The sequence below is a fragment of the Mariniflexile fucanivorans genome, from assembly GCF_004341235.1.
Lineage (GTDB): Bacteria > Bacteroidota > Bacteroidia > Flavobacteriales > Flavobacteriaceae > Mariniflexile > Mariniflexile fucanivorans.
The window spans coordinates 1-13,963 of record NZ_SLUP01000010.1 but is presented as its reverse complement, the minus strand read 5'-3'; the positions used below and the strand labels follow the sequence as shown (position 1 = coordinate 13,963).

The following is a 13,963-nucleotide window of genomic DNA, read 5'->3' as shown; positions in this document are numbered from 1 at the left end:
ATTTTTAAAAAGCTGCAAACAGATGATTTTTGATTGGTTATTTAAGAAAAAACAAACATTTCCCGATTTTTGGAACGAATACCTAAATACATTCAATAAAAATAAAAGCAATCCTGAAGCTATTTCAAACACACGCTTTGTAGCTTTTGATACCGAAACTACTGGTTTCAATACAAAAGAAGACCGTATTTTATCTATAGGTGCTGTTTCATTTTCAGGGAAAACCATTCATGTAAATGATAGTTTGGAACTCTATTTGGAACAAGATGTATTTAAACCTGAAACCGTTAAAATTCATGGTTTAATGAAAACGGGGTCTCAAGAAAAAATAAGAGAATTAGAAGCTATAAAAACTTTTTTAACTTATATAAAAAACGATGTTTTAATAGCGCACCATGCTAATTTTGATAAGAATATGGTTAACGAAATGCTTTCAAGACATGGCTTAGGAAACCTAAAAAACAAGTTTATTGATACTGGTGTTTTATACAAAAAAGCTATTCACATTATTTATAGAGATAAAGATAAAATTTATACGTTAGATGAATTAGCCAAAGAACTTAATGTGCCTTTGGAAGACAGACATACCGCAACAGGTGATGCATTAATTACGGCATTAGTATTTCTTAAAATTTTAGGGCGCTTAGATAAACGCAAACACCTAAATTGGGGGTATTTGATGGTAAAATAATAGACAATTATCAATTGATAATTGTCTATTATAAAATTGTTTTAAAGTACATTATCAATAATATCCTGTACTACTTCTGGGTTTAATAGCGTACTAGTATCACCTAAATTACTAGTGTCTTTACATGCTATTTTACGTAAAATACGTCGCATTATTTTACCTGAACGCGTTTTTGGCAATCCACTTGTAAACTGGATTTTATCAAGTTTAGCTATCGGCCCTATGTGTTCGGTTATCATCTGGTTAATTTCGTTACGCAAATTGTCGTGTACACGCGTTTCACCAAAATCCTTTAAAATTACAAATCCGTACAGCGCATTACCTTTCACATCGTGAGGAAAGCCTACCACAGCACTTTCTGCCACGGCTGGATGCTCGTTTATGGCATCTTCAATTGGTGCAGTTCCTAAATTATGGCCAGAAACAATAATAACATCATCTACCCTACCTGTAATTCTGTAATACCCTACTTCATCACGCAAAGCCCCATCGCCTGTAAAATATTTATTTTCATACGTTGAAAAATAAGTTTCTCTATAACGTTCATGATTGCCCCAAATAGTGCGAGCAATACTTGGCCACGGAAATTTAATACACAAACGCCCTTCCACTTGATTGCCTTTAAGCTCCTTACCATGCTCATCCATTAACGCTGGTTGTACACCAATAAAAGGCAAGGTTGCATAGGTAGGTTTGGTAGGTGTTACAAACGGTATAGGAGTTATCATAATACCTCCTGTTTCGGTTTGCCACCATGAATCTATAATGGGGCTTTTGTTTTTTCCAACCACATCATTATACCAATGCCATGCTTCTTCATTGATGGGTTCGCCCACACTTCCTAAAACTTTTAAAGATGATAAATCGTATTTTTCAACCATTTCCACACCTTGTTTTGCCAAGGCACGAATAGCGGTTGGTGCGGTATAAAATTGGGTTATTTTATGTTTTTCAACAATATTCCAAAAGCGTCCGAAATCTGGATAATGCGGTACGCCTTCAAACATTACGGTTGTTGCTCCATTTGCTAAAGGGCCGTAAACTATGTAGCTGTGTCCTGTAATCCAACCAATATCGGCTGTACACCAATAAATATCATTTTCGCGATACTGAAAAGCATTTTTAAAGGTATAAGCCGTAAAAACCATATAGCCTGCGGTGGTGTGCACCATGCCTTTTGGTTTTCCTGTAGAACCTGATGTGTAAAGAATGAATAACGGATCTTCCGCATCCATAATTTCTGCTTTACATGCTGTTGAAGCGGCATCTAAAAGTGGTTGTAACCATAAATCACGGCCTTCTTTCATGGTGATTTCAGAATTGATACGTTTTGCTACCAATACACTTTTTACACCTGGGCATTTTTCTAAAGCTTCATCTACAATACCTTTTAAATCGATGGATTTTGAGCCTCTATACGAACCATCAGAAGTAATAACCATTTTACAATCACAATCATTAATTCTTGTTGCCAATGCGGTTGAAGAAAAACCAGCAAAAACAACCGAATGAATAGCACCAATACGTGCACAAGCCAATAAAGAGATGGCAAGTTCCGGAATCATAGGCACATATATACATACACGATCGCCTTTGCCGATACCTTGTTCTTTAAGCACATTGGCAAACTGATTCACTCGTTTATACAACTGATTGTAAGTAATATGCTCTGCAGGTTCATCGGGATTGTTAGGTTCGAACAAAATAGCCGTTTTATCGCCACGAGTTGCTAAATGCCTATCGATACAGTTTTCAGTGATATTCAATTTAGCACCTTCAAACCATTTTACTTCGGGTTTGGTAAAATCCCAACTTAGTACATCATCCCATTTTTTGCGCCAAACAAAATGTTCTTCGGCCACTTCTTCCCAAAAATTTTCTGGCTCTCTTATAGATTTTCTATAAACTTGATAGTATTCTTCTAAATGCTTAATGTGGTAATTACTCATTTGTGCTTATGTTTATTTGTTTAATTGTTGAACTGTGTAATTGTTAATTGTCAATTGTTAATTGTTAATTGAATCAATGCCCTGTAGCTTCACCAGCACCACTAGGTATGCGGATATTTTCAACTATATCTTGCACCTCTTGTGGTGGTTCGGGTGTAAATTTCATAATAATTATAGATACTATAAAGTTAAGAATCATAGCGACAGTACCAAAACCTTCGGGCGAAATTCCAAACCACCAATCGGTTTTTCCTCCACCTCCAAACCATCCGAACTTAAATTTAAGCATATAAAATAACATGGACAAAATACCGACTACCATACCTGCAATAGCACCTTCTTTATTCATTCTTTTATAAAAAATTCCTAAAATAATGGCCGGAAAAAAAGATGCCGCTGCTAAACCGAAAGCCAATGCAACTGTTGCTGCCACAAAGCCTGGTGGATTAATTCCGAAATAACCAGCAACGCAAACAGCTACTACTGCCGCTAAACGAGCAGCAATTAATTCGCCTTTTTCTGAAATGTTTGGGTTAATCATTTTCTTTATTAAATCATGTGAAACTGACGATGAAATAACCAACAACAACCCTGCAGCTGTTGATAAAGCCGCTGCCAAAGCCCCTGCTGCTACCAAAGCAATAACCCAGTCTGGTAATTGGGCAATTTCAGGATTCGCTAAAACCATTATATCGTTATCTACCACCAATTCATTTTTAGTGGCATCGGCTACGTATTGAATATGTCCGTCGTTATTTTTGTCATGAAAAACAATTAAACCTGTGGTTTCCCATTTTTTAAACCACTCTGGCATGGTCGCATACGGTTTATTAGAAACCGTTTCAATTAAATTCGTTCTTGCAAAAACGGAAACTGCTGGTGCCGCTGTATATAAAATAGCAATTAGTAACAACGCTAAACCTGCCGATTTGCGAGCATCTTTAACACGTTTCACAGTAAAAAAACGCACGATTACATGGGGCAAACCTGCGGTACCAACCATTAATGCTAATGTTATAGCAAAAACATCGATCATAGATTTTGAGCCTTCGGTGTATTCAGCAAAACCTAAATCGGTACTTAATCCATCTAATTTATCTAATAAGTAAGTTCCAGAACCATCAGCTAAGGTGCTACCAAATCCTAATTGTGGAATTGGGTTTCCCGTCATTTGAATCGAAATAAAAATGGCTGGCACCATAAAAGCAAAAATAAGCACACAATATTGAGCTACTTGTGTATATGTAATGCCTTTCATACCTCCTAAAACGGCATAAAACAGAACGATTATCATACCTATAATAACGCCTGTATTAATATCGACTTCCAAAAAGCGTGAAAACACCAAACCAACACCACGCATTTGACCAGCTACATAAGTAAACGATACTAAAAGCGCACAAATAACACCTACCAAACGTGCTGTGTTGGAGTAATATCTGTCGCCTATAAAATCGGGCACTGTAAACTTTCCAAACTTACGTAAATAAGGTGCTAGCAGTAATGCCAAAAGCACATAACCTCCGGTCCACCCCATTAAATACACAGCACCATCATAACCGGCAAACGAGATGATGCCCGCCATAGATATAAAAGAGGCAGCACTCATCCAATCGGCTGCGGTTGCCATGCCATTTGCCAAAGGAGAAACGCCACCACCAGCAACATAAAATTCTTTGGTTGAGCCCGCTCTGGTCCAAATTGCAATTCCAATATAAAGTGCGAAGGTTAATCCGACTATGATGTACGTCCAGTTTTGGATCCCCAAACCTGATGCTAAAAATAGACTATTCGCCATACCCATATTTTTTATCAAGTTTATTCATTAGGCGCACATATATAAATATGAGTATAACAAATACATAAATGGAACCTTGTTGGGCAAACCAAAATCCTAATTTAAAGCCTCCCATTTTTATGTTATTAAGTGCATCTTTAAATAAAATTCCAGCGCCATAGGACACTAAAAACCATATAGTTAAAAGTATAAGTACATACTTTATGTTTTCTTTCCAATAGGCTTTTGCATTAGTTTTCGACATATTTTATTTTGGTTAGTTGGTTAATTTTTTTAACAGAGATTAATTTTTTGACCTCTTTTTATTGACTTATTTCAATCAAATACAAATATTTCAAAACAAGCGTGTTATTTTTTGTAATTATTTATTTTTTAAGTTAAAAAGAACATAAAGCAATCAAATTTTAACATAAAAAACAGATAACATATAAGTGCTAATATAACATTTACAATGTAAAATTTAAATACAATTTCACACTTTATATAAATGAATTAAAAAAGGCGAACATTTTACTAATATTAATTATAATTGAATATATCAGATTTTCAAAGCATTGCATTTTCTATTGAAAATATTTTAACATAATTTTATAAATATTATCTAAGCTTTACTCAGTTTTAATTTTTAGAAGTATATTTACCCTAATCAAATTAAATTTTAGATTGCAAACTAATCGCTTATATTTTATTGATGCCGTTCGAGCATTTGCCATTTTAATGATGCTACAAGGGCACTTTATTGATACCCTACTAGACCCGCTTTATAGAAACCCCATTTATCCTGCGTATAATGTATGGTCCTATTTTAGAGGTATAACTGCACCCACATTTTTCACTATTTCTGGATTGGTTTTTACTTATTTGTTATTGCGTGCTAATGCCAAAGGCGACGTTAAAAAGCGAATGAAAAAAGGGCTTTTTAGAGGGCTTTTGCTTTTGGGTATTGGTTATAGTTTACGTGTTAATTTGGTGAGTTGGTTTACGGGTTATTTTAGTCCTTATTTTTTAGTGATTGATGTATTGCAATGTATTGGTTTATCGCTTATACTTTTGGTAATCCTCTATTCCATATTTAAAAACCACAGCTATCTTTTTTCCATTGTACTGTTTTGCATTGGGTGTGCCATTTTTGTATCAGAACCATTATATAGAAATTTAGTAATAGACAAAGTTCCTTTATTTTTTGCCAATTACATGACCAAAGTAAATGGCTCTGTATTTACCATTTTACCTTGGTTTGGATACTCGGCATTTGGCGCATTTTTTTCAACCGTGTTTTTTAGGCATTCACACCGTCGCCGTTTTAAACAATTTACCATTGCCACCTTTTTCATAGCAGGTTTGTTTTTAATTTATTATTCAACCGATTTTCTTTTTTATCTTCACAAAGTAACAGGCTACGAACTGCTATACAGAAGTGCCGATTACAATTATCTTTTTCTTAGAATGGGTAATGTTTTAATCCTTTTTGGATTGTTTTATACGTTTGAACGTTATTTAAAACAATCCATTATTTCAAGAATAGGTGAAAAAACACTGTCTATGTATGTTATACATTTTATTCTTCTTTACGGAAGTTTTACCGGTTATGGCTTAAAAAAATTCTACAACCAAGCTTTAACACCGTGGGAAGCTATTTTTGGTGCGGCAGCATTTGTAATTGTAGTTTGCCTCATATCGTTTTACTATGCTAAAACCAATCACTTTGTTTATAATTTAGCCAGAAGATTTACCAATTTATTTAAAAGGAAAGAGCATGGCATTTGATGCTTTTTTAGCTGATAGAATACGCCAACAGCTAAAAGAAAAGCGCATCTTTTTTGATGAATTAAGCATGATGGGTGGCTTATGCTTTAAAGTAGATAATAAGATGCTTTGTGGCATCCACTTCGATAAAAAGTTTGGCGACAATTTACTCATGGCACGTGTTGGTAAAACGGTATATGAAGCCGAACTTGAAAAACCAAACTGCTTACCCATGGATTTTACTGGACGCCCTATGCGTGGTTATATTTTTGTTACGCCCGAGGGTTTTGATGCTGATGAAGACCTATCCTATTGGCTCGATTTATGTTTAGCATTTAACCCATTAGCTAAGGCGAGCAAACCTAAAAAGAAAGCAAAATAAACTCATTTTTTGGTTTATAAAACTTAACTTCGCTATTCTGTGAGTTTCTTTTTAAAAATACTTTTTGCTACTCACTGTTGCACACAACACTAAAATACATGGATACAAATATAAACTTAGCAGTACTTATTGATGGGGATAACATCCCATCTGCGCACGTAAAGGAAATGATGGAAGAAATTGCCAAATACGGCAACCCAACCATCAAACGTATTTATGGTGATTGGACCAAACCGCACCTCTCTAAATGGAAAAACCTATTGCTAGAAAATGCCATTACTCCTATTCAACAATACGGCTACACCACAGGAAAAAACGCTACCGATTCTGCAATGATTATTGATGCTATGGATGTGTTGTATTCTGGCAAAGTAAATGGTTTTTGCTTGGTTTCAAGTGATAGCGATTTTACACGATTGGCAGTTAGGTTAAGAGAAGCTGGCATGCTGGTGATTGGTATTGGTGAAAAAAAGACACCCAACCCCTTTATAGTGGCTTGCGATAAATTTATTTACGTAGAAATATTAAAAAATAAAGCAGACAGAGAAAACGTTGACCTGGATGCATCTAAAAATCATGTTGACAGCATCACCCCAAAAGATATCGAATTAATTAAAACCACCATTTCTGATGTTTCCGATGATGATGGTTGGGCATTTCTTGGTGATGTTGGCAGTTTATTACAAAAAAAACAACCCAACTTCGATTCTAGAAATTTTGGTTTTGATAAGTTAACGCCACTAATAAAATCGATTGATATTTTTGAGTTGGATCAACGGGAAAACCCAAAAAGTCGCCATAAACTTATTTTTGTGCGTATAAAAGCAAAACAAGTTATTGTTAAAAAGAAACGTGGTAGAAAATAGACTTTCTTAAGTTAAACTTCATTTATATTCTCATATAGTTTATTATTTATTAAAATGCGGTTTTGTGATTTTAAAAACAAACTTCGCTTATTGGTGAATATAAATCATTAAAACAATTTTATATTCTAAACGTTGTAACCATTACACAAAACCTCCTAATAAACTACCTCAAGGCAAGCCCAGGAGGTATTAAATTCCAAAAAAAAGGAAATTCCAAACTCCAAAAATGAAGACGAGGCAAGCCACGGGGTATTAAACCCTAAAGAATAAAATTTAAATATTCCTACTTTCCCTACCCCAGATTAAACCTTTAAGAAAATTAAGTGTCATAGAAGCAAAAGGTTTAAAATGTTAAAACACTTAGCTTTACTACTATTTTTTTTAGGAACATCTTTATTTGCTCAAGAAAATAATGAACATTTAACAGCAGTAATAATAGGCTCTGGATCTCCAAAATTTAATGCTGAACGATCTGGCCCTTCTGTATTAATCACTTACAAAAACACGCAGATTTTGGTTGATATGGGCAATGGAACTCAAGCCAATTTAAACAAAATTAACTCGAAAATTAAAGACATTGATGGTCTCCTTTTTACACACCATCATTTAGACCATAATGAGGAGTTTGCTCCTATTTTTATTCAATCGCTTCTTGGTGGAAATAAAACAATTATTGCAGGACCAAAACAAACTATTTCTCTAATTGATAATACTATCGAAAATTATAGAGAAGATATTGAATATAGATTATCAAAATCTGGCAGAAGTTTAACTGGTGTCAAATCCAACTTCACCGCTAAAAACTTAACAGGAACCACCGCTTTTTATATTGGAGATATAAAAATCACGTACACACCTGTAAACCATAATATTGCTACACTCGCTTATCGTTTTGATGTAGGAAATGAATCCATTGTAATTTCTGGCGATTTAACCTACTCGGAATCTTTACCAATTTTGGCTAGAAATGCAGATTATTTAATCATGGACTCAGGCGGTGCTATTGAAGTAGGATCAAAAAGAAATCCTAACTCCAATAAAACTGGAAATAAAAACGGGAACAAACAACAAGCACACGTAAATTTAGCTGAAAGCTCACAAATGGCAAAAGAAGCCAATGTTAAGAATTTAGTTTTAACACATTTCAACTTTACAAATGTTGATGAAGAATCAACTTCAAGTGAAATACGGAAAAATTATAATGGTACCATTTTATATGGAAAAGACTTAATGTCCTTAACTCTCAACCAAAATATCACGTCAAAAAAGTATTCAAATTCGAATGATAACACACCTTTTATAGATTCAGCGGTTCAAGATAATTATTCTAACACAAAAGAAATTTCTAAACCATCTGTAAAACAATCAAAACAACAACTTAAAAAAAATAAGAAATCGCAACAAACAACGCTACGTAATACAACACCTTCAAATTATATCAGTCAGTATGCTAATGTACATGAAGGAGGTGTAGTAACTAGTGGGAAATTGCCTGATTTAAATGCTTTTTCCGAGCATGGAGATCCATTAAAACTAAGGGAGTTGAGCAAAGGTAAGTACACCGTATTGGCTATGGGTTGTTTAACGTGTCCGGAGTTTCATCAAGCATATACAGGTATTGAGGCTTTAAACGTAGATTATGCGCCTAAAGATGTACAATTCTTTTTTGTGTATAAGAGCTTGCGACACCCCGAATTAGATGGCTATGTTGATGCACAAAATATTTCGGAAAGATTACTTATGATTAAAGAAGTAAAAAAGAAGTTAGGCACAAAGGTTCCGTGGATTGCAGATGCTATGGACGATAATATTCGTATGGCGCTAAATGCTGGTTCTCAATCAATATATTTAATATCTCCACAAGGTGAAATTATTAAAGGATGGGGTAAATTAAAAGAAGCCGAATTACGCCAAGCGTTAAGCGATAAAGTTGGAACTGCAAATACCTTAACCACTATAAATGACCTGGATTTACCTATTATTAAGCGCTACGAAAAACGTTCAAATGAAGATACAAATATCACAATTCATAGACCAGAAGGGTTGAATATTTTAGCTATCGAACCTAAAAACCCTGAAGACACCTACTATGTTAAGTTGCGTGCAGAAGCCGATAGAGAGCTTCTTGAAACGGGAAATGGTAAATTAGGGTTAGGATTCTTTCCTGATCCCATCCTTGATGCACATTGGAATAATCTAACGCCACCAATGAAATATGTACTTGAATTGCCCGAAGGGGTTACTGCTTCGCCACAGGAAGCAAGTGCCGAAAAAGGCGCTGGAGATAGTGACACGAACCCTCGACAATTTTGGGTAGAAATAAAAGGAGCAAAACCTTCAGATAAAATAGAGTTAACGCTCCATTATTATGGATGCACTTCCAGTATGTGTAAAGCACTTACGCATAAATACACAATTAATATAACGCCTGAAAATAAAGGAGCAAGAACCTTTGGTTTTAATAAAGGAAACCAACAAGAAAATCAAAAAGGAAATCAGAAAGATAATAATAATTCACCTCAATCATCTGAAGCTATATTAAAAAGAATGGATGCTAATAATGATGGCAAAATTTCTAAATCGGAAGCAAAAGGTAAATTAAAAGAAAACTTTAACGAACGTGATAAAAACAAAGACGGTTATATTACAGCAGATGAATTGACAAGAAGAAACCGATAAAAACTGGCTTAATTCAGTAAAATAGAATGTTTATAAAACATAAAAAAAATATATTCAGACATCGGAAAATTTAGGTTTAAAATCCGCTATTACTCGTAACCGAAACCGATAAGCGCAACTACTAAAAAACCCACAAAAAAAACCTTATAAATAAAGTTTTTTTTGTGGGTTTTAAAAATTATTACATAATAAAAAAAATTTGTTGAAAACTTTGTGTGTAGATATTGTATTACATATATATTTTGTGATTTTAAAAAACTAACTTCGCTTATCGGTGTTTATAAATCATTAAAATGGGTTTGTGTTCTAATCGTTAGCCACAATCTGAAAAAAATCCGAACTTCCATTAAAAATCCGTCCGAAAAACGCCAACGCAAATTTTAGCACTTTCGGTTTTTGCCACCACATAAAGCCAACGCTCTAAAAACCAAAAGAGCTAAAATTTCCCCACACAATAATTTGGATATTCAAAATAAAAGAGATAGTTTTGTTACTTATAGTCAACAACTAAAAATGAATAAAGGAATTATTAACGAACTGATAAACTCTCAAGAAATTAATCTTATTGAGCAACATCTTATTTATTCTTTTATTCAAAATAAAGAACTTGATTTAAATGAAAGCCCAATCATTTCGGACTTATTAAAAGGCTTCATTCCAAACCCAGAAATATATCTTCAAATTTCAACTCTCGATATAACCGACCTCAAATTGTTGGAAAATTATTTGGAGCTTTTAATTCCAAAAAACGACAGAAAAGTAAATGGAGCATTCTTTACTCCTACATATGTTGTGGACTTTATAATAAATGAAGTTTCCCCAAAAACAAATGATAAATGTTTAGACCCAAGTTGTGGCTGTGGAGCGTTTTTAATAGGATTGGCTGAATATTATAAAAAGCATCATAATAAAAGCGTCAAAGAAACCATCAAAGAAAATATTTATGGTTCAGACATTTTAAATTATAATGTAAAACGTTCCAAAATTATTTTGTCTCTCTTCGGTTTATTAAATAATGAAAAAATCGAAGATTCAGATTTCAACATTTACCATCAGGACAGTTTAAAAGCGGACTGGAAAACCAAATTTGAAATTATTGTTGGTAATCCACCTTATGTAAAGTATCAAGATTTATCAGATGAAAACCGAAAATATTTGATTCGTCATTGGAAAACAATAGAAAGTGGAACTTTCAATCTGTATTTTGCATTCTTCGAGTTAGGACACAAACTTTTAGAATTAGATGGAAGATTGGGCTACATAACACCAAATAATTATTTCACTTCATTGGCAGGTTTGTCACTTCGCCAATATTTCCTTCAAAACAAGTGTTTGACACGAGTAATTGATTTTAGCCACAAAAAAGTATTTGATGCACAAACCTATACAGCAATATCATTTGTGAACAAAAAGGTAAACGAAGAAATACTCTATGACAAAATCAAAAACGACCAAGCTTGTGATGATTTTTTGATTTCTGCAAATGGTTCGCCAAATCAAATTAAAAATCTCAATGTAAAAAAGTGGCGATTATTAAAAACCAAAGAGCAAGAAAACATTCGGATAATTGAAACTATTGGAACTCCAATAAAACAATTATTCAATATTGCAGTCGGAATCGCTACATTGAAAGATGAAGTGTTTTTCGTTGATGGAACAATCGAACAGGATGGATTTTACACAAAAACAACAGAAAATGGAACGTTTCAAATCGAAAAAAGTGTAACCAAACCAGTCTATAAAATATCGCAGTTTAAAAGCCAAAAAGATATTGAAAACAATAGATTAAGAATTATCACTCCATATCATACTGATTCAAAAACTGCATCGCCTATTTTGGAAAAAAATTACTCTCAATATGCACCGTGATTACATCATATTTTTTTTAGAAAAATTGGCAAGGAATCTCAATCGCGATATTGGCGATCTTAATAATGGAGGTTGTGCCGTTTTAGCCAGAATAATGAACAATAAGTTTGGTTTTAATAAATTTGTTTACATCATTGATGAAGAGGAGTTAGAAAACGATCCACCTATTCACATTTTAACAGAAATAATGGATAATGTTTTTTTCGATGGATCAGGAATTCATACCTTACAATCGTTAAACGAAATTTATTCCGATGAAAACCGTTTTTTTTTATTGCAAGATGATGAATCGATACTTTTTTCGAGATATGATGAATTGGGTGAAGGACTTGGAGTAATAGATTATAAGGAGGATTATTTCAAAATAGAAAAATATATTTCAAATAAAATAAAAAGTGATAAGATTATTTTCAAATTCGAATAAAAAATTTTTACAAGCTATTGATAAGTCAGAGAATGAACTGAATAAATTTCTTTCAGAAAATTGGAATAATTTTTTCCCTCAATTTAGTTATGTATCGAGCGAGTTTACGTTAGACGGAAATGTAAGAAGTAAAGGGACATCTGGCAGAATTGATATTTTGGCTTTTAACACCAAATCTAAAACATTTGTAATAATAGAATTAAAAAAGAATTCTGATAAGAATATTCGAAATCAGGCGAGCGATTATAAAGATTTTGTTGAAGATAATTTTGCTGAAATCTATCTTCTTACTTCTCAAAAATTTGGAATAAAACTTCCTAATTATACGGACGTAAAAAAAGAGATAGAATTAGTTATGATTGCAAAACAATTTTCACAAACTGATATTCAAAAAGCCAGTAAAAGCGAAGGTAGAATAACTCTTATACGTTATTTATGGTTTGAAGAAGAATTATTGTTGATAGATTATTTGAATAATGATCCTCTCGAAATTTTGGAGAGAGAAAATACAAGAAAAATAGAAAAAATTAAAGCTATAATTGATAATAAGCCAACTAACGATGTTCCTACCGAAATAGATATGTTTTTTCATAAAAAACCCGAAGCCAAAAGATTGTTTTATATTTTTTATGAACTTCTCAAATCAAAAAGTGATTTGATCATCGAAATACAACAAACAAAAGTTAAATTGTCAACAAAAAAAGAGACTTTTTCAGTAATGGGATTTGGTGGAAAGACAGGACGCAAGGCATTTCTACAAATTAACACTAATATTGCTTCAATTACCTCTTTAAAAAATATAGTTATTGATGATAGGATTAGACCTGGTCAAAAGAAAAAAGGAAGTATTGGAACAGAACGTTTCGAAATTTATATTAAAAATGAAAAAGAAATAATGCTAATTTTTGAAAATATAAAATTAAGTATTTAATTGAATTCTTGTTTATTAAAAAATTCTTTTAATGATACTCCGAGCGCCACAGCAATTTTCTCAATATTGACAATAGAAATATTCCTTTTTCCATTTTCCACACTCGCAATATAACTTCTATCTAAATCAGCCGAATAAGCCAGATCCTTTTGGGACATCTGCTTGATTTCCCTCAATTCTTTGATGCGATTACCTATTTTAGATTTTATTTCCACAAATACAAATTTGATGATTTGTTGACTATAAATCAAAGACTATAAGTAACATCTTAAAAAAGCCAACACTAAAAGCCATACACATTTGCAATTCGCACCAGCCAATGCTAAAGCCAAAAATTGCAAAAGAGTATGTCTTTTGCTTACGCTCAATCCATACTGAAATTGAACATATCGGAATTGAGAAGCAGAACGGAATAAATACAGTGACTAATAATGTGTATAAAAAATTTCTGGAAAGTGCTTAATTTAAAGGTCTTTTTGTATTTTTAGGGTCAATACTAAACCGAAAAAATCACGCTTTTTTACACACAACTTTTCAAGAACTGTGTTAAAAACCAAATGAAAAACAGTTTATTTTTAAACAATATTCTTCTATTACATTTTCACCCTAGAATAAAAATATATTGAAA

12 protein-coding genes are annotated in these 13,963 nt (G+C 33.0%); 8 read left to right on the top strand and 4 right to left on the bottom strand.

Annotated elements, in window-relative coordinates; genetic code table 11:
- Positions 1 to 22: 22 nt before the first annotated feature.
- Positions 23 to 691 (top strand): 3'-5' exonuclease, encoded by a 669-nt coding sequence (locus tag EV196_RS17735; RefSeq protein WP_132219121.1) that lies wholly within the window; start codon positions 23 to 25, stop codon positions 689 to 691.
- 41 nt (positions 692 to 732) lie between these two features.
- Here the strand turns inward: EV196_RS17735 and acs are convergent, their stop codons facing one another.
- From acs to EV196_RS17720, 3 genes are all read right to left on the bottom strand, one after another.
- Positions 733 to 2,640, bottom strand: coding sequence for an acetate--CoA ligase (gene acs / locus EV196_RS17730; protein ID WP_132219120.1), 1,908 nt, complete (start codon positions 2,638 to 2,640; stop codon positions 733 to 735).
- 73 nt (positions 2,641 to 2,713) lie between these two features.
- Positions 2,714 to 4,438 carry a sodium:solute symporter family protein gene (locus tag EV196_RS17725; RefSeq protein WP_394343251.1) on the bottom strand — a complete coding sequence of 575 codons (1,725 nt, stop codon included), beginning with the start codon at positions 4,436 to 4,438 and terminating at the stop codon, positions 2,714 to 2,716.
- Positions 4,428 to 4,682 (bottom strand): DUF4212 domain-containing protein, encoded by a 255-nt coding sequence (locus EV196_RS17720; RefSeq protein ID WP_132219119.1) that lies wholly within the window; start codon positions 4,680 to 4,682, stop codon positions 4,428 to 4,430. Before EV196_RS17720 ends, EV196_RS17725 begins: the two co-directional genes overlap by 11 nt.
- A gap of 419 nt (positions 4,683 to 5,101) precedes the next feature.
- Here EV196_RS17720 and EV196_RS17715 point away from each other — a divergent pair, with 419 nt between their 5' ends.
- From EV196_RS17715 to EV196_RS17685, 7 genes are all read left to right on the top strand, one after another.
- Positions 5,102 to 6,205: a heparan-alpha-glucosaminide N-acetyltransferase domain-containing protein gene (locus EV196_RS17715; RefSeq protein ID WP_132219118.1), complete on the top strand. Its 1,104-nt coding sequence runs from the start codon at positions 5,102 to 5,104 to the stop codon at positions 6,203 to 6,205.
- The gene (locus tag EV196_RS17710) at positions 6,195 to 6,566 is read left to right on the top strand and encodes a TfoX/Sxy family protein (RefSeq protein WP_132219117.1); all 372 of its coding nucleotides are present in this window, start codon (positions 6,195 to 6,197) and stop codon (positions 6,564 to 6,566) included. Before EV196_RS17715 ends, EV196_RS17710 begins: the two co-directional genes overlap by 11 nt.
- Before the next feature lie 98 nt (positions 6,567 to 6,664).
- Positions 6,665 to 7,432 carry an NYN domain-containing protein gene (locus EV196_RS17705; protein WP_132219116.1) on the top strand — a complete coding sequence of 256 codons (768 nt, stop codon included), beginning with the start codon at positions 6,665 to 6,667 and terminating at the stop codon, positions 7,430 to 7,432.
- Between the two features lie 348 nt (positions 7,433 to 7,780).
- The gene (locus tag EV196_RS17700) at positions 7,781 to 10,111 is read left to right on the top strand and encodes an MBL fold metallo-hydrolase (protein WP_132219115.1); all 2,331 of its coding nucleotides are present in this window, start codon (positions 7,781 to 7,783) and stop codon (positions 10,109 to 10,111) included.
- Positions 10,112 to 10,570: 459 nt separating this feature from the next.
- Complete coding sequence (locus EV196_RS17695) at positions 10,571 to 11,980, top strand: HsdM family class I SAM-dependent methyltransferase (RefSeq protein ID WP_243652275.1); 1,410 nt, start codon at positions 10,571 to 10,573, stop codon at positions 11,978 to 11,980.
- On the top strand, positions 11,970 to 12,404 hold the full coding sequence (locus EV196_RS17690; RefSeq protein WP_132219114.1) for a hypothetical protein: 435 nt from the start codon (positions 11,970 to 11,972) through the stop codon (positions 12,402 to 12,404). The genes EV196_RS17695 and EV196_RS17690 overlap by 11 nt, the downstream gene beginning before the upstream one ends.
- On the top strand, positions 12,376 to 13,335 hold the full coding sequence (locus EV196_RS17685; RefSeq protein ID WP_132219113.1) for a PDDEXK family nuclease: 960 nt from the start codon (positions 12,376 to 12,378) through the stop codon (positions 13,333 to 13,335). The genes EV196_RS17690 and EV196_RS17685 overlap by 29 nt, the downstream gene beginning before the upstream one ends.
- On the opposite strand, the gene EV196_RS17680 is transcribed toward EV196_RS17685, so the two are convergent.
- Entirely contained in the window at positions 13,332 to 13,550 is a 219-nt protein-coding gene (locus tag EV196_RS17680) for a helix-turn-helix domain-containing protein (RefSeq protein ID WP_243652274.1), read from the bottom strand. The genes EV196_RS17685 and EV196_RS17680 overlap by 4 nt on opposite strands.
- Positions 13,551 to 13,963 lie beyond the last annotated feature (413 nt).